Source organism: Dyadobacter sp. 676, assembly GCF_040448675.1.
Classification (GTDB): Bacteria; Bacteroidota; Bacteroidia; order Cytophagales; family Spirosomataceae; genus Dyadobacter.
Window position 1 is genome coordinate 872,137 of the sequence record NZ_CP159289.1, and the last position, 17,205, is coordinate 889,341.

General features: G+C 51.1%; 10 protein-coding genes and 1 pseudogene. 4 read left to right on the plus strand and 7 right to left on the minus strand.

Annotated elements, in window-relative coordinates; translation table 11 throughout:
• Nucleotides 1-17 precede the first annotated feature (17 nt).
• Nucleotides 18-2,918 (minus strand): outer membrane beta-barrel protein, encoded by a 2,901-nt coding sequence (locus tag ABV298_RS04060; RefSeq protein ID WP_353720910.1) that lies wholly within the window; start codon nucleotides 2,916-2,918, stop codon nucleotides 18-20.
• Nucleotides 2,919-3,059: 141 nt separating this feature from the next.
• Nucleotides 3,060-6,674 carry a PAS domain S-box protein gene (locus ABV298_RS04065; RefSeq protein WP_353720911.1) on the minus strand — a complete coding sequence of 1,205 codons (3,615 nt, stop codon included), beginning with the start codon at nucleotides 6,672-6,674 and terminating at the stop codon, nucleotides 3,060-3,062.
• An 88-nt stretch (nucleotides 6,675-6,762) separates the two neighbouring features.
• Between ABV298_RS04065 and rsmA the strand changes: the two genes are divergently transcribed.
• The gene (gene rsmA, locus ABV298_RS04070) at nucleotides 6,763-7,563 is read left to right on the plus strand and encodes a 16S rRNA (adenine(1518)-N(6)/adenine(1519)-N(6))-dimethyltransferase RsmA (RefSeq protein ID WP_353720912.1); all 801 of its coding nucleotides are present in this window, start codon (nucleotides 6,763-6,765) and stop codon (nucleotides 7,561-7,563) included.
• Between the two features lie 67 nt (nucleotides 7,564-7,630).
• Nucleotides 7,631-8,983, plus strand: coding sequence for a magnesium transporter (mgtE, locus tag ABV298_RS04075; protein WP_353720913.1), 1,353 nt, complete (start codon nucleotides 7,631-7,633; stop codon nucleotides 8,981-8,983).
• Between the two features lie 12 nt (nucleotides 8,984-8,995).
• On the opposite strand, the gene ABV298_RS04080 is transcribed toward mgtE, so the two are convergent.
• Complete coding sequence (locus ABV298_RS04080; RefSeq protein ID WP_353720914.1) at nucleotides 8,996-10,423, minus strand: L-serine ammonia-lyase; 1,428 nt, start codon at nucleotides 10,421-10,423, stop codon at nucleotides 8,996-8,998.
• A gap of 456 nt (nucleotides 10,424-10,879) precedes the next feature.
• Here ABV298_RS04080 and dtd point away from each other — a divergent pair, with 456 nt between their 5' ends.
• Together dtd and ABV298_RS04090 are read left to right on the plus strand one after the other, a co-directional pair.
• A complete protein-coding gene (gene dtd, locus ABV298_RS04085; protein ID WP_353720915.1) occupies nucleotides 10,880-11,332 on the plus strand; it encodes a D-aminoacyl-tRNA deacylase in 453 nt (150 codons plus the stop codon).
• 42 nt (nucleotides 11,333-11,374) lie between these two features.
• Complete coding sequence (locus ABV298_RS04090) at nucleotides 11,375-11,701, plus strand: nucleotide pyrophosphohydrolase (protein WP_353720916.1); 327 nt, start codon at nucleotides 11,375-11,377, stop codon at nucleotides 11,699-11,701.
• 66 nt (nucleotides 11,702-11,767) lie between these two features.
• On the opposite strand, the gene odhB is transcribed toward ABV298_RS04090, so the two are convergent.
• From odhB to ABV298_RS04110, 4 genes and pseudogenes are all read right to left on the minus strand, one after another.
• A complete protein-coding gene (gene odhB, locus ABV298_RS04095; protein WP_353720917.1) occupies nucleotides 11,768-13,330 on the minus strand; it encodes a 2-oxoglutarate dehydrogenase complex dihydrolipoyllysine-residue succinyltransferase in 1,563 nt (520 codons plus the stop codon).
• A gap of 48 nt (nucleotides 13,331-13,378) precedes the next feature.
• Nucleotides 13,379-16,142: pseudogene (locus tag ABV298_RS04100) on the minus strand (2-oxoglutarate dehydrogenase E1 component).
• Nucleotides 16,143-16,255: 113 nt separating this feature from the next.
• Complete coding sequence (locus ABV298_RS04105) at nucleotides 16,256-16,429, minus strand: hypothetical protein (RefSeq protein WP_353720918.1); 174 nt, start codon at nucleotides 16,427-16,429, stop codon at nucleotides 16,256-16,258.
• Between the two features lies 1 nt (nucleotide 16,430).
• Nucleotides 16,431-17,186: a PorP/SprF family type IX secretion system membrane protein gene (locus ABV298_RS04110; RefSeq protein ID WP_353720919.1), complete on the minus strand. Its 756-nt coding sequence runs from the start codon at nucleotides 17,184-17,186 to the stop codon at nucleotides 16,431-16,433.
• Nucleotides 17,187-17,205: the final 19 nt, after the last annotated feature.

A 17,205-nucleotide genomic window follows, 5' to 3' on the forward strand; every position in this document is an offset into this window, starting at 1 on the left:
GGTTTAATGAGAATAGCTTAATTATTGAAACCCCGGCCTCCACCGCCCGGTCCGCGCTCACCACCGCCGGGGAACCCCATTCCGCCGTCGAAATCGCGTCTTCTGTAATTGTTGCCGTTGTTGGTCGGCATTTTTCCGAAGTTTCTCAGCGTGTAAGTAAATGTGAGCATGGCATATTGCGTCAGCACGCGGTTGGTAACGTCCTGCACATAGGTTTCGGTCACGTTGCGGGAAATGCTGTTGTTTTGTTTCAGGATATCAAAAACGGTCAGTTTCAGTTCCCCCGCATTGTTTTTCAGGAATTTCTTGCCGATACTGGCATTCCAGAGGGTAAAATTCCGGTTATAACCTTCGCCCAGGCCGCGGTATGACTGGTTGTTGATATCGCTTTGCAGCACAAACCCTTTACCGAATATCCAGTTCACACGGCCCGTAATGCCTTGTGTGTAATAATTGTTGTTCAGATTGGGCTGGATGCTGTTGCGGACCACATTGTAATTACCCGAATAGGAAACTGTGAAATCCAGCTTATCGCTGATGTTGCTGCTTATCACCAGCCCCTGCGAAATCGCGTAGGTATTCGAATAATTCGGCACGTAGTTGATCATACCCGGCGATCTTACATAATTGAAGCCGGCTGTGAGGTTCAAATTCAATCTCAAAGGGGCGATGGGTTTCCCGAAAGCAAAAAACGAACGCGCGTTCCAGCTGCCATCCACGTTGATCGGCGCTGTAAACTTGGCGCCTCTTTCCAGAAACAGGCCGTTAGGCAAAGTCGTCGGCTCCTGCGCAATGTAAGTCGAGTTTACGATCGCATTGTTGGTTTGCGTCAGAAAAATCATGGCATTCAGGCTGTAAGGCCTTTTGGCGCCGGCCAGCGAGTAGCGGACGTTGAACATATTGCGGTATTCCTGCTTCAAATCCGGGTTACCGGCGGTCAGCGATAATGGATTACTGTTGTCCACCACATTCTGCAATTGGGAAATCGACGGCTGGTTGGTGGAACTGCGGAAAAACGCCCGGAACTGGGCACCGGTTTTCGACCGGTAGTTGATCATCGCATTAGGCAGGATATTGGTAAACGACTGATCCACTTTGTTGTTGATCGGGACTAGCTGCTGGCTGTACAGACCGGTATTCTGGAAATCGAGCCCGATATTGGCCGACCAGCTGTTTTTCCGGTAACGATAGCCCAAACCTGCGCGGTTGGTAATGTAACGGTTATCGAAATTATTGGTCAAAAGCGAATCCAGGTCGGAATAGGTCCCGTCGTCGTAGCTCATATTATAAGTATCCTTATTCGAATTGCTGTTCTGGACCGTCAGCCCGTAGTTGAACTGCAACTGACCGGTGGTGCTGATCGGCTCGGTGTACACCAGATTACCTCCCAGTGTGATCCCGTCGGCGTGGGTAAAGCTTCGCTGGTCGATCGTGTCGCCCCGCATGGCGGTGTCACCTAATGCAATGTTGTCGAAATAGGTATTTCTCGAATAAAGATCGCGGCGGCCGTTTTTATCGTTCACTTGTGTATTGAAGTTAAACGAAATCGTGCGGCCTTTCTTCTCGAAGGCGTGACGGAAAAGGATATCGTTCGAGAAGTTATAACCCTTGTTCGCATTCCCCTGGCTATTATCCGAGCTGTTGACCTTACTGCCGTCGGCACCCAATGTGGTCAGCCCGGCTTTTACACTACCCGAATGATTGTCCTGAAAACTCAACCGCGGTGTAATGATGAGCGAGTTTTTAGGGTCGATATTGTATTCGATGCGAAAGTTCAGCCTGTGATTGGAATTGGTTGTATTAGTACGGCTGTTTTCATTATAGAACTGATTTCCGGCTGTACTTTGCAGAAAATACTCCTGTGAAGTACTTTGCACGTTGGTATTGCTGGTCCTGTTAAAGAAATAGCTCCCCGTAACATCGACTTTCTTGCCGATTTTATTGGAATAATTCAAACCGAATGAATTGGTACCGGTAATGCCGCTCTGGTTGCCTACCAGGAAATTCCCTGCCGAACCGCCGCGGTTACCTCCTCCCCCGCCACCCGAAACTCCCAGCAAATCCTGACTGGAAAAATTCTGGTTATTGATATTGTTGCTCAAACCGATAACCGAAATGCGCTGGTTGCCTTTGAAAAAACTTACATTGCCCCCGGCCTGATAGCGGTCGTCGAGGCCGTAGCCGGCGAATACCTTGCCGAATTGCCCCATTCGTTTATCGGCTTTGGTAACGATATTGATGGTTTTCTGCGCGTTGCCGTCGTCGAAACCGGTAAATTGTGCCTGATCGCTCAGTTTATCGAACACTTCGATTTTGTCCACCACTTCCGCAGGAAGCGATTTCAACGTCAATGCCGCATCGTCGCCGAAAAACGGCTTGCCATCGACCAACACTTTATTAACGGTTTCACCGTGAGCGGTTACCGTGCCGTTTGTGACGGTAATGCCCGGCATTTTCTGGATCAGGTCCTCGGTAGTCGCATCGGGGTTGGTCTTGAATGCGGCCGCGTTGAATTGCGTGGTATCGCCTTTCTGCTCCATCGCAGTAACCTGGCCCACTACTTTTACCTCCTTCAAATTGGAGACAGCCTCGGTAAGTGTGATAGTTCCGAGATTCTCGACATCCCTTGTGATCGTAATTGTCCGGCTGAAATCCTTGTAGCTGAGGTAGGAAACCTTAACAAGATAGGAAACCTGCCTGGTCAGGCCAGTGAAAGTGAATTTCCCGTTCACATCCGTCGTCACATACTCGGGCTTGGCGTCGGGTACGTTGCGGGTAACCGACACGTACGCTCCTACCACCGCCTCCCGGCTTACACTATCGATAACGGCGCCGGTAATCTGCGCGTTTTGCGCGAAGGTGAAAGCCGGAACGGCGAAGCCGGCGAGCAGGAGGACGAAGAATGTAAATCTGTTCATGACTTGTAAAGGTTTATTGCTGGTTAGAGCAGCCTTTCCATTCAAAGTTTAATGCCCGCCGGCAGCAAACCTTTACAATCGACAGTTCCGGAGATATTTATAGATGAAAAGCCGGAATTCCCCGACGAAAAAACACCGCTTTTATTTAAGCCATTCCCCCAGCAAGCCCTTGTAGCTCGCCAGGAAACGTTCGTAGGCTTTTTCCAGCTGCGGTAAAGCTTCCGCCAGCGTGCTGGTATCGTCCGATTTGAGCCGCCATTCGGCATCCCTGGCTATTTCCGCTACCTGATGCACCCCTACCGTGCCCCCGCTTCCTTTCAGCGTGTGCAAATTACTTTTCACGGTTTTGATATCCCCATTTTTATAAGCCTCCAATGCGCCGGCAACCAGCTCATTGGATTCGGTCACAAAATCGTCGAAGACCGACCACACCAGGTCTGCCCCGCCGATGCCATTGAGCTGGTCGATAATTTCCTTGTCGAGCACAGGTGCCATCGCTTCCTGCGCGATTTCCTTCTGCTTTTGTTCAAGTTTCCGGTTTTCGATGTTGCCCATCAGTTCCTTTACCTTCTGGACGAGCGTCTGCGCACGAATAGGCTTGGCGATGTAATCGTCCATTCCCTGGCTCATAAAGCGGTCGCGGTCTTCTTTCATCGAGTAGGCGGTCATGGCAACGATCGGCGGGAGGCCCTTCGCGAAACGCTTTTTAAGTTCCTGGGTCGTTTCGACACCGTCCATGTCGGGCATCTGAATATCCATAAAAATGATGTCGTAACCCTTCACATCGGAATGGTACCTTTTCTCGACCATTTCAATGGCTTTAAAACCACTTTCAGCCAGGTCTGTTTCGCAACCCGATTTTTTAAGGATTTCGTTCGCTACTTTCCGGTTCACCGCATTGTCGTCCACGAGCAGGATCGACGGATGATAATCGGTGAATACATCCTCGATAGGTGTATCTTCCTGCTGGATAATCGTGCTGACCTGCGCAATGGAAGTCTCCTTCGTTTCAAATGTAAACCAGAATGTACTGCCTTCGCCCAACGTCGATTCGACCCCGATTTCGCCGTTCATCAGTTCGCAAAGCTGTTTGGAAATGGCCAAACCAAGGCCTGTACCGCCAAACGACTTCCGCGAAGAATTGTCCAGCTGGGTAAACGAGGTAAACAGAATCTGCTTGTCGGTAGCGCTGATACCGATACCCGAGTCCTGCACCTCCACTTTGATTTTATGGAACAAACCGTCCTTTTTGACCAAAGTCAGGAACACCTTCACCGAACCGTTCTCTGTGAATTTCAATGCGTTGGATGTCAGGTTGGACATAATTTGCAGCAAACGCGTCTGATCGGCGATAATGAATTTCGGAATGTCGGGCGCGATGTGGTAGGTGAGCGTATTGCCCTTGCTTTTCGCAGTCTGGCCGAAAAGAGAGACCAGTTTGAGCAGCAGATCCTCCACGGCTATCGGCGCTTCGTGCAGCTCCATTTTCCCCGCCTCGATTTTCGAGAGATCGAGAATGTCGTTCAGGATATTCAGGAGCGTCTCCGACGACCGCTTGATCGTCAACACATAATCTTTCTGCTCGGCATTCAGCGGCGTTTCCCCCAGCAGGTCGATCATCCCGATTACCCCGTTCATGGGCGTCCGGATTTCATGGCTCATATTAGCCAGAAATCCTTCTTTCACCTTCAACGAGCGTTCGGCGTGTTCCTTGGCTTTCAGCAATTCCTGTTCGTTGCGTTTCAACTCGGTAATATCCCTTGCCAGAACGGCCACTTCGGTCGGCTTGCCCTTGTCGTTGGTAAACATCAGCATATTGATCATGAACTGGCGCTCCGTACCATCCTTCCGGTACATGGTAATTTCGAAGTTGCGCAGACTTTTCGTCTTGCGAAGCCTTATCAACGCAGAATGAATGCGTTTTTTGTCCGGAAAAAACTCGGTTATTTTGTGCCCGATCACTTCTTCCGGCAGATAGCCGAGCCGTTTCAGCACCGACTGACTGATCATCGTGATCTCTCCGAGACGGTTGATACGGCAATAAATATCCTGCAAGTTTTCAAAAATCCCCCTGAAAAGCTCTTCGCTATGCCTCAGGGAAAGCTCGGCCTCCTTCCGGCGCGTAATGTCGCGTGCGATACCCGACACTTCCTCGATCACGCCGTCGGCATAGTGAATAGGGTTCAGGTAAAATTCCAGCCACATTTCACCGCCGTCCTTGCGGTCGATCCTGAATTCGAAATACTGTGGTTCGCCGCGCAGCGCCTGGCGGTATTTGGTTTCGAGCGTTCGGCGGTTGCTGTTACCCACCATGCGCCAGCCGAACTTCTCCGCGCTGGATTGCAGCGATGGCCGTACTCCGAGCTGGTTATGGATCAGATCCGCATAGTTTCGGTTAAACGACGTCAATTGCAGCGATTTATTTACCGACCATATCAAATGGGAGCTGCTGTCAAAGATCGCATTCAGGCGGGCCAGGTATTTGTTCAGTTCTTCCTCGCTCTGCTTGCGGGCGATCGCCATCGCTACCTGGCCGGAAATAAATTCCAGCAATTCAAGGTCACGGGTATCGAACATATTGGGATCGTCGTAAGATTTCACACCGATAATGCCCGTCACGCGGTCACCTATACGCAAGGGGACGCACAAAAGCAGCTTCGGCGTTACGCCGTAGAGGTACAGGCTGTTCGTTTTGGCAAGCTTTTCGATGTCCTCGCCGGAAAGGAAAAGTGGCTTATTCGACGCGATCGCATATTCCGTCAAGCCGTTGCCCAATTTCCGTTTCGTGAACCGCACATTGCCTTTGAAATACTGGTCCACGTAATATGGAAAATAGATGTAGCTCTTGCTGGGGTCGTAAAGCGCGATGAAAAAGTTTCGCACATCGATGATCTTGCCCAACTCCTCGTGGATTCCGTGGTAAAATTCGTCAAGGTTCTGTGTGTTGACCGTCCAGTTGGCAATGCTGTAATAGAGGTTCTGTGCCTTTTCAGCCCTGATTTTTTCCGTAAAATCGTTCAGAATGCACCGGAAGGCCGTCGGCTTGCCATTGTCGTACCGACAGTTGACGCTCCCTGAGACGAATATCTTTTTGCCTTCCCTGCTCAAAAAAACCGCTTCGAAACCGGGATTGGCCGCGCCTTGCTCGATCAGTTTGAGCTGCGCGAGCGCCTCTTCCTTGTGCTGCGGATGCAAAATGTCCTCCATCCGCATGGAAGCGATTTCATCCAGACCATAGCCCAGTACTTCACGCCAGGCTTTGTTGACAAAAATGAATTTCCCGTCGATCGCGACGAGCTGTATCAAATCGCTCGTATTGTCCACAAGGTCCTGCAATTGCGAATTCGATTTCGCGATGGCCGATTCCATCCGCCGGCGACGCGTAATATCGTCGCCCACGAGCGTGATGCACTCGACCTCGTCATTTTCCCGATGGACGAGCACGGAGTTGATCGAGAACGTGCGTATTGTACCTTTCTGGGCCAAAAACGGCACTTCCCGTTGTTCGAGCTTCCGCTTTCCCTGGATACCTTCTTCCAGCATTTGCCGCACCTCGTGCTCCTCCTCCTTCGGTATCAGCTTGTCGAATATACTGAACCCCAGCAGTTCCGACTCGTGCCAGCCCGTTTTCAGGAGCGCATGCGGGCTTACGCTGCGTATGATGAAATCAGGAGAAAAGGTTATTCCGATCAGATTTAGATGCCGAAGTGTGTGGTGAATAGTCTGCCAGTCGGTTTGGGATAAAATCAGTTCCATGGGTCCCGGTACAATCGCACTTTTAAGTTTCCTTCCAATTCTTTATTCGATAAATCTACGAATTAAGACGTAATTTTGGCTTGTGAAAATGAATTATAAAAAACCGGATAATTCCAGGGTGCGGGCCAAAAAGCACCTGGGCCAGCATTTTTTGAAAGATTTGAACATTGCCCAACGCATCGTCGACGGCCTTTCGGGCCACGGCGGTTACGACCGCGTCCTTGAAATAGGGCCGGGAATGGGCGTGCTTACGCAGTTTCTTTTACCCAAAAACAATTTCAGCACGTATGTCATCGAAATCGACACGGAATCGGTGGCCTACCTGCAAAAGCATTATCCGGAACTCGCACCACGCATTATCGCCGGCGACTTCCTGAAATTCGATGCCGACAACTGGTTTCCGGGGGCATTCGCAATCATCGGGAATTTTCCTTACAACATTTCTTCGCAGATATTTTTTCGCGCACTCGAAATACGCGACCGCATTCCCGAAATCGTTTGTATGCTGCAAAAAGAAGTGGCGCAGCGCATTGCATCGCCGCCAGGCAATAAGGATTACGGCATCCTGAGCGTACTTTTGCAGGCGTTTTACGACATCGATTACCTCGTATCGGTGCCTCCGGGCGCGTTTGACCCTCCCCCGAAAGTGCAATCGGGGGTGATCAGGTTACGCCGGAATGCGGTAACCGCGCTGGAATGCGATGAAAAACTGTTTTTCAGGGTGGTTAAAACGGCATTCAACCAGCGGCGCAAAACTCTGCGGAATGCCTTGAAACCGATGGGCGAAATGCCGGACCACCCGCTCCTCGACAAGCGAGCTGAACAATTGGGCGTTCAGGACTTCGTTACGTTGACGTTATTGGCGCAAAATTCGCACGGATCAAACTAATCCCTCCCCGAAACAGTATATTAAGTAAGCTAAAAGCATTTCGCCAATCGCTAAAAGCTCATTTACGATGACGTTCGAATTAACCCAGCTATACGTAGACCATATCCAGGAACTGATTGAAAAAGAGGACTCCGCGGCTATCCGATCGGAAATGGAGAACCTCTTTCCGGCAGACATTACCAGCTTGCTTTACGAACTGGAAACGGAAAGTGCCAAGTTCCTCATCAGTCAGTTGAACCTGGAAACCGGTGCGGCTATCCTGGCCGATATGGACCGTGGGGAGCGCCGGGAATTTTTGAAGGCTTTCACCTCGGAGGAAATTTCGAAGTTCGTAAACCTTTTCGATTCCGACGACGCGGTTGACTTGCTCAACGAGCAGCCCATTCGCGTACGGGAGGAGGTGATCGCATTGCTGGAAGACCGCGAACAGGCCCGCTTTATCCTCGATTTGCTGCATTACGACGAGGATGTCGCCGGCGGTCTGATGCAGAAAGAGTTGGTAAAAGCTAACGTGAACTGGAATGTAAACCAGTGTATCGAGGAGCTACGCCAGCAGGCGGAAGACGTCGAAAAAGTGTATGCTGTGTACGTGGTCGACGACTTTGGCAAGCTGCTGGGCATACTTTCGCTGAAAAAGATCGTTCTGGCCCATAAAAACTCCAAAATCGAAAGCCTGTACGACAAGGACGTCATTTTTGTGGAAACCTACCGCCCGGCCGAAGAAGTTGCCGAGCTGATGCGCCGCTACGACCTCGATGCCCTGCCTGTCGTAAATGTCCAGGGCAAACTGCTGGGCCGCATTACGATCGACGATATTGTGGACGTAATCACCGATCAGGCCAGTTCCGATACACTCGCTATGGCCGGTATCACGGGGGATGTGGAGGAAGACGATAGTATCTGGCAACAAACCCGCGCCCGCTTGCCGTGGCTGTTGGTGGGCATGATGGGAGGGATTCTGGCAGCGAAGTTTATCAGCTTTTTTGAGGGCGATCTGAAAATCATCCCTGCAATGGCCGCATTTATCCCGATTATCGGCTCCACAGGCGGGAACGTGGGCATTCAGACGTCGTCCATCATTTTGCAGGGCCTGGCCGACAAAACCGGTCTCGACACGACATTGGGACAAAGGCTGATCAGAATGTTTGCGGTAGCATTTATCAATGGCTTGATCATCAGCGCCATTGTATTCGGGTTCAACATGCTGATCGGCAATGAAATGCAGCTCGCACTCGTCGTTTCGACCGCATTGATGTCCGTTGTTTTCTTGGCGTCCTTTATGGGTACGCTTACCCCCATTTTACTGGAAAAGATCGGTATTAACCCCGCCGTGGCCTCGGGGCCTTTTATTACGACCGCCAACGACCTGATTGGCTACGGCGTGTACTTCGGGCTCGCTCATTTGCTGCTCAAACTATGACGCGGGGCAGCGTCAGCATTCACTCAAACTGATCGGGATATTGACGGCCAGCCCGCCCTCGGAGGTTTCCTTGTAGCGATTGTTCATATCCAGGGCGGTCTGCCACATGGTTTTGACCACATTATCGAGTGAAACTTTCGCATTCTCCGGGTTACTTTGCAATGCGAGCTGGGAAGCGGTGATTGCCTTGATCGCCCCCATTGTGTTACGTTCGATGCAAGGAATTTGGACCAGCCCGGCCACCGGATCGCAAGTCAGCCCTAGGTGGTGCTCCATCGCGATTTCCGCCGCCATCAGGCATTGCTCGACCGACCCGCCCGAAACCTGCGCGAGCCCTGCAGCCGCCATCGCAGAAGAAACGCCGATTTCGGCCTGACAGCCTCCCATCGCGGCTGAAATCGTCGCACCCTTCTTGAAAATGCTTCCGATTTCGCCCGCCGTGAGCAGGAACCGGAAAATGTCTTCTTCGGTACCGCCGCAGAATGTTACATGAAATTGCAATACTGCCGGTATTACGCCAGCGGCACCGTTGGTAGGCGCAGTAACCACGCGGCTGTAAGAAGCATTCTGTTCATTTACGGCTAATGCGAAGCAACTGACCCAATCGAGCGTATAATTAAAACCTGCACCACCACTTCGGATGAGTTGCACCCATTCGTCACTACCCGTGCAAGCCTGCCCTTTCAACAGTTTCCGGTTCAGCTCGGCGGCTCTTCGCTGCACATTCAGCCCTCCCGGCAGCACGCCTTTATGCTGGCAGCCGAGGAAAATACTTTCCTGCATAACATGCCAGATATTGAGCAAATCCTTGCGGATAGTCACATCATCACGCCACACACGCTCGTTCTCCAATACCAGTTCCCAGATCGCCTTGCCGGTAATACGATGCCACTTCAGCAAATCGGAGGCGCGATCCACAGGATACGGAATTACCGAAGGCCCGGAACTAGCGGTTGCCTCCCTGCCCTCCTGGATCACAAACCCGCCGCCTATGGAATAGTAAGTTTCTTCCACCAGCTGCCCGTCCGAACAAACAGCCGTGAAAGCCACTCCGTTCGGATGAAACGGAAGCGACTCCGTTTTGTGAAATACCACATCTGCTTTTGGATTGAAATGAATTTGCATTTCGCCATGCAGGCGGATCGTCTCACGTGCCGCTATATCGGCCAGGATACGGTCGATCGAACTCGTCTCGATCGTTACAGGATCATAACCACTCAAACCCAGGATTACGGCAATATCGGTCCCATGCCCCTTGCCGGTTTTTGCCAGCGAGCCATAGAGATGTACCGTCACTTTTTCGACGATATTCAGCAAGCCTCTCTGTTTCACAGCGCCGAGAAATTGCTGGGCAGCTCGCCAGGGGCCAAGCGTGTGGGAACTCGATGGGCCAATGCCTATCTTGAAAATGTCAAAAACAGAAATGCGTTCGGATGTCATGAATGGATTTAATCGAAAAGGAACTACTTCTTGACCTGTCGATTTTGAAGCTCGGGGGGAAGGGGCATATTTTTTAGCATCTCTCTTGCTTTGGCCACCTTTCGGGGAATATAACGGTATTCTCGTATTTATCGAGTTCCGGATTGTAGGTACCCAGTGATTTATTGGAAGTCTCTGTTTCTGTGAGTATGCTTTTCATAATCTTCAAGATTTTCATAAAACTATAACAATTTCGATATGAGAAATGCTTCGTAATTCACATTTTTTCCGAATGGGTGCACGCGGCGGGAGTGCCAAAACTCATATTAAGTTATGTAAGTCCTTAATAATGGTGCCGACTCCACAAAAATACGACCGGTCACATTCGTTGAACTAACGGCTTTCACTCGCTATTCAAGGCATCTTAGCAGATTGCGCAGTATTTTTGCCCGATTCGAATAACCAATACATGAATATATGATCGCAGTAATCCAGCGCGTGAGCAGCGCTTCGGTAACCATTGAGGGAAAAGTAAAGGGAGAAATCAAGACGGGATTTATGGTGTTGCTCGGCATTACCCATTCGGATACACAAGACGATATTGAATGGCTGGGAAAGAAGATCGTCGGGCTACGGGTATTCAATGACGAGGAAGGCAAAATGAACCTGGACCTCGGAGCAGTCGATGGCGACATCCTGCTAATCAGCCAATTTACACTACATGCGAGTACAAAAAAAGGTAACCGCCCATCGTTCATCGAAGCTGCAAAGCCGGATATTGCCATCCCGCTCTATGAAAAAATGATCAGTTTCCTGGCCGACGAACTAGGCAAACCCGTTCAAACAGGCGAATTTGGCGCAGATATGAAGGTTTCCCTTCTCAACGACGGCCCCGTTACGATCGTAATCGATTCAAAAAACAGAATATGAGTCCCATTCAATCATTCAATCATTCAATCATTCAAAATTAAAATGTCCATCCAGGAAGCACAGGAACAGGTCGATCAATGGATCAAAACTTATGGTGTCAGATATTTCTCCGAACTGACCAACATGGCAATCCTTACTGAGGAAGTTGGTGAGCTCGCCCGCATCATGGCCCGCACGTACGGAGACCAGTCGTTCAAGAAATCGGATTTGGGCAAGGATCTCGGCGATGAAATGGCCGACGTACTTTGGGTACTGATCTGCCTCGCCAATCAAACCGGCATTAACCTTACCGAAGCATTCGAAAAGAACCTGGCCAAGAAAACGGAACGCGATAAGGACCGTCACAAGCAGAATAGGAAACTGCAATAGCCTGCAACAACAGAACAGGCCCGGAAATCCGGGCCTGTTCTGTTACTTATTTCCGAAATGATAATATTAGATATCCAATAGCAAACGGGTCGGATCTTCGAGCAATTGCTTCACGCGAACAAGGAAGCTTACCGAGTCCTTTCCGTCGATGATACGGTGATCATACGACAGCGCCACATACATAATCGGGCGCACGACGATCTGGCCGTCAACCACTACCGCACGCTCCACGATATTATGCATACCGAGGATCGCCGATTGCGGTGCATTAATGATCGGGGTCGAAAGCATCGAGCCGAAAATACCGCCGTTGGTGATCGTGAAGGTACCGCCAGACATTTCGTCGAGTCCCAGTTTGCCGTCACGCGCACGAACGGCCAGACGAACGATTTCCTTCTCGATTCCCGCAAACGAGAGGTTCTCCGCATTGCGGATCACGGGCACTACTAATCCGCGAGGTGTAGAAACTGCCACCGAAATATCGGCAAAATCGTTGTAAACCAGCTCTTCGCCATCGATATAGGCATTGATAACCGGGAAGTCTTTCAACGCAACGGTTACCGCTTTCACGAAGAACGACATGAAACCCAGCCCTACTTCGTGTTTTTCTTTGAATTTATCCTTGAATTTTGCGCGAAGATCCATGATCGGCTTCATATCCACTTCGTTGAAAGTGGTGAGCATAGCCGTTTCATTTTTAACCGCGACCAGACGACGTGCGATGGTTTTACGCAGCGACGACATTTTCTCGCGACGGGATGCGCGCCCGCCCACCGGTGCGGCGGCCGGAGCCGCAGATTTCGCCGGAGCAGCAGCAGGTTGTGCAGCCGGTTTTTCCGCTTTCAACGCGTCGTCTTTCATTATTTTGCCACCTGAGCCGGAGCCATTCACATCCTTCGGATCGATTCCCTTTTCGGCGAGTATTTTTGCAGCAACGGGCGAAGCATGCTTCTCGCTGTAAGCTTTCTCGGCGGGGGCGGCTGCCGCAGGGACGCCGGCTTGCGGAGCAGCAGGTGCAGCGGCAGGAGCTCCGGCAGTTTGCGCAATGGTGCAGATCACCGCACCGATCGGCAGCGTGTCTCCTTCTTTTCCTACAATTTTCAATATCCCCGCAGCTTCCGCCGGAAGCTCGAATGTTGCTTTATCGGATTCCAGTTCACACAGGATTTCGTCCACAGCTACATAATCACCGTCCTTTTTGCTCCAAGAAGCGATGGTTACCTCGCTGATAGATTCTCCCACCGCAGGAACTTTCATTTCATAAACCTGGCCGGTTGCAGCAGGGGCCGCTGCCGGAGCAGGGGCTTCCGCTTTCGCAGGTTCGGCTGCCGGAGCTGGCGAAGCGGCAGGGGCCGCAGCCGCCGGAGCCGTTTCTTTCGGAGCAGCGCCGTTAGCCGCTTCGATGGTCGCTATCAGATCGCCGATATTCAACGTATCGCCTTCCTGTGCTTTAATATGCAATATACCTTCTGCTTCCGCCGTGAGTTCAAATGTCGCCTTGTCCGAATCCAGCCCGCAGATCACCTCGTCCATCTTCACGAAATCCCCATCATTTTTGAACCAGTTTCCTATCGTAACCTCGGTAATCGACTCGCCAACGGGCGGTACTTTTATTTCAATTTCAGCCATTTTATGTGCAATCTTGTTATCGAATTAAGTCAAAAATTATAGGAACAATCATTCAAAAGCTCTGTTGATGATCTCGGCCTGCTCATTGGTATGGATTTTCGAGAAGCCGGTCGAAGGCGACGCACTTGGTTCGCGGGCGATTACCTGCAATGGCTTCGCTCCCTTGTACATGCGCAGCATGAAGGTCCACCCACCCATATTGAAAGGTTCTTCCTGTACCCAATAAACACTTGCGTTTTCGTACTGGCTCAGGTGCGCGTCGATCTGCGCCTGCGGGAACGGGTGCATTTGTTCCAGACGGATAATCGCCACGTCGTCGCGTTTGTCGGCTTGCTGTTTTTCATATAGTTCGTAATACAACTTGCCGGTACAAAGCAACACTTTCTTCACTTTCTTCGGATCCGCGTAAGTATCGCCGATCGTCTCCTGGAACGAGCCGCTCACAAGGCTATCCAACGACGAAACGCAAAGCGGGTGACGCAGCATCGATTTGGGCGACATGACGATCAACGGCTTCCGGAACGGGAACTTCAACTGCCGACGCAGCAAATGGAAGAAGTTCGCAGGCGTTGTCACATTCGCGACGATAATGTTATAGTTGGCCGAAAGCTGCAAATAGCGCTCCGGACGCGCATTCGAATGCTCGGGGCCCTGTCCCTCGTAGCCGTGCGGCAACAGCATTACCAAACCTGTCCAACGGTCCCATTTGGTTTCGCTGGAAGTCACAAACTGGTCGATAGTTACCTGCGCACCGTTGGCAAAATCACCGAACTGTGCTTCCCAGATCACCAGTGCATTCGGGTTGGCCATCGAGTAACCGAATTCAAAACCCAGTACCCCGTACTCGGAAAGCAGCGAGTTATAGATCATGAATTGGCCCTGCCCTTCCTGAATGTGCTGCAAGCTGTTGTAAGGCGCATTGGTTTCAACATCCCGCAATACCGCGTGGCGGTGCGAGAATGTACCGCGTTGTACGTCCTGCCCGCTAAGACGGACGATATTACCCTCCACGAGGATCGATCCGTAGGCGAGCAACTCGGCAGTAGCCCAGTTTACCTCTTTCTTATCGAATATCATCTGCTCACGATCTTTGAGCAGTTTGTCGATCTGTTTTAACCGGTTAAAATTCTCCGGGGTCTTGATCAGCGCCTTGCCGATTTTTTCGAGGACTTCCAGCGGTACGCCGGTTTCCGGCGATTTATCGAAATCCTCCGGTTTCGATTTACGCAGACTGTGCCATTCCTGTTCGAGCTTCGGCATCGTGTAAGGCAATGCCTTCTGTTTCACCATGTCGAGGCGCTCTTGCAGCAACTGTTTGAACTCCTTGTCCATGCTTGCGGCAAGCTGCGCGTCCACATCGCCCCGGTCCGCCAATGTTTTCTGGTAGATTTCACGGGGATTCTGATGGTTTTCGATCGATTTGTAAAGTACCGGCTGGGTAAACTTCGGTTCGTCCGCCTCGTTATGTCCGTGACGGCGGTAGCAAACCATATCGATGAAAATATCCTTGTTGAATTTCTGACGGTATTCCACCGCGAGGCGCATACAGAATACAACCGCTTCCGGATCGTCGCCATTCACGTGCAGCACAGGGGCGTCTACGATCTTGGCAATATCGGTACAATAAATAGCGGAGCGCGCGTCGGTAAAGTCGGTTGTAAAGCCTACCTGGTTATTGATCACGAAATGGATGGTGCCACCGGTGTAATAGCCATTCAGTGCCGACATCTGTGTTACCTCATAAACGATCCCCTGGCCTGCCACCGCGGCGTCACCGTGGATCAATACCGGCAGTACGCGATCGTAGTCGCTGTCGTACATGCCATCGGCGCGGGCGCGGACATAACCTTCCACCACCGGGTTCACCGCTTCGAGGTGCGATGGGTTAGGGGCGAGTTTCAGATGCACTTTGTTACCGTCTTTGGTGGTGATCTGGCTCGCAAAGCCCATGTGGTATTTCACGTCGCCGTCACCCCACACCTGGTCGGGCAGGTTACCTTCGAACTCATTGAAAATTTGTCCGTAGGTTTTCTGCATGATGTTCGCCAGTACGTTCAGGCGGCCGCGGTGGGCCATACCGATCATCACTTCCACCACGCCCATTTCGGCGGCTTTGTTGATCATCGCGTCGAGCGCGGGGATGGTCGTTTCGCCGCCTTCGAGCGAGAAGCGCTTCTGGCCGAGGTATTTGGTGTGCAGGAAGTTCTCGAAAACAACCGCCTCGTTCAGTTTGGAAAGAATATGTTTTTTCTCGTCGATCGAGAAAGACATCGTCAATGCTTCTTTCTCGATTTTTTTGCGCAACCAGCTTTTCTGCTCACGGTCGCGTATGTAAAGATATTCGAAACCGATATTTCTGGCATAGATCGTCTTCAAAGCGTCCACGATCTCGCGCAGGGTGGCCGGACGGTCAAAGACCTCAACACCGGCTTCAAAAACGGTATCGAGGTCTTCGGGTCCCAGATTAAAATCAGCAATGTCCAATTGCGGGCGACGGTCTTTCCTTTTCTGGATCGGGTTCGTAGTCGCCAGAAGGTGCCCCCCTCGACCTGTATCCACGGATCAAATGCACTACCTCCATCTCCTTGCGGATACGCGTAGCGTCCGTTTTTCCCGCTACCGCAGCTTCCTTGCCGTTAGCCGAGCCATTGGCGTGTCCGTTGCCGGCAACAGGGTATTTTTGATAAAAATCATAACCTTCAAAAAACTTTTGCCAGCCTTCGTCCACGGAAGCTGCATCTTGCTTATAGGAATTGTACAATTCTTCGATATAAGCGGCGTCGGAATTTGCTATATAAGTGTATTTATCCATCACAAAAGTGAGTATTTCATTTACGGCACAAAGGTACGAGACTTATGTAAAGATTACGAATAAAAATATCCTTTTAACTTAACCAAAAACACGATTTGGAGCGGTTCCCGGCATCAGAATTTCTGAAAGCCTTTGGGATTCGGAATAAATTTGAGCATGAGCTCGTGAATCCCCTTTGGACCTGAGTAACTTGCATAAATCTGCTCCGCTTGTCGCGTGCTGTAAAAATACCCCAGACGGACGTTCCTTCCCACCTGAACTTCGGCGGTGAGCTGTAAATAATCCACATTAGCCGATACGGAACTGTAACCACCGCCTACACGGTAAGACGCCCCCCAGGCCCACTTTCTCCCTGAACCAGAACCGCGAACCAAAATCGAACCTGAGCTTATGGTCTTTTTCCTGGATGAACAAAATATGCGGCAACATCATGACGCCGTCGCTCAGATCGTGGCTGCCGCCCGCAGTTATGTACAATGGCCGGCGGTAAAGCGTCCCAACCAGCTGATCGCCGAACTTCTGCGACAGCAACTCCGGCTTCGAAACCCCAACGTACCATTGCTCCGAGCGCAGCCACGCACCGAGGCCAAAGCTGCCCAGCGCACGATTGTTGCTCACAAAAGTCCCGTCCGAAACCGGCAGGACATTAATGCCTCCCTGCGCACCGAGACCCAGTTTCCAGGTATCGGACAAGCCGAGGTGAAACGCGAAAGAACCTATGAACCCGGTCGTCGTGAAATAGCTCGTCTGATCGTTCAATGCCTGGAAACCGATTCCAAACTTGCCGTTTGCGACGGTCCCGTCGGCGGCAAAGCTCTGGCTCGTGGGCGAATTGGGGATATTGAACCACTTCCTGCGAAAAATGGCGGTCATATTGAAGTCCTCGCGTACGCCAGTGAATCCCGGGTTAATCGCCATCGGGTTCTGGACGTATTGTTCGTACAGCACTTCCCGCTGCGCCGTTGCATTGCCGAGGCAGCCCATGAGCAATGCGCCTCCAAGCGAAATTCTCTTAAAAAGGTAATGTGTGTTTCTTAAAAACATAGGTCACTGAAATTGGGTT

What these genes read in the sequence shown, in the direction of transcription:
- ABV298_RS04060 (WP_353720910.1), bottom strand. Translation starts at nt 2,918, where the DNA reads ATGAACAGATTTACATTCTTCGTCCTCCTGCTCGCCGGCTTCGCCGTT.
- ABV298_RS04065 (WP_353720911.1), bottom strand. Translation starts at nt 6,674, where the DNA reads ATGGAACTGATTTTATCCCAAACCGACTGGCAGACTATTCACCACACA.
- rsmA (WP_353720912.1), top strand. Translation starts at nt 6,763, where the DNA reads ATGAATTATAAAAAACCGGATAATTCCAGGGTGCGGGCCAAAAAGCAC.
- mgtE (WP_353720913.1), top strand. Translation starts at nt 7,631, where the DNA reads ATGACGTTCGAATTAACCCAGCTATACGTAGACCATATCCAGGAACTG.
- ABV298_RS04080 (WP_353720914.1), bottom strand. Translation starts at nt 10,423, where the DNA reads ATGACATCCGAACGCATTTCTGTTTTTGACATTTTCAAGATAGGCATT.
- dtd (WP_353720915.1), top strand. Translation starts at nt 10,880, where the DNA reads ATGATCGCAGTAATCCAGCGCGTGAGCAGCGCTTCGGTAACCATTGAG.
- ABV298_RS04090 (WP_353720916.1), top strand. Translation starts at nt 11,375, where the DNA reads ATGTCCATCCAGGAAGCACAGGAACAGGTCGATCAATGGATCAAAACT.
- odhB (WP_353720917.1), bottom strand. Translation starts at nt 13,330, where the DNA reads ATGGCTGAAATTGAAATAAAAGTACCGCCCGTTGGCGAGTCGATTACC.
- ABV298_RS04110 (WP_353720919.1), bottom strand. Translation starts at nt 17,186, where the DNA reads ATGTTTTTAAGAAACACACATTACCTTTTTAAGAGAATTTCGCTTGGA.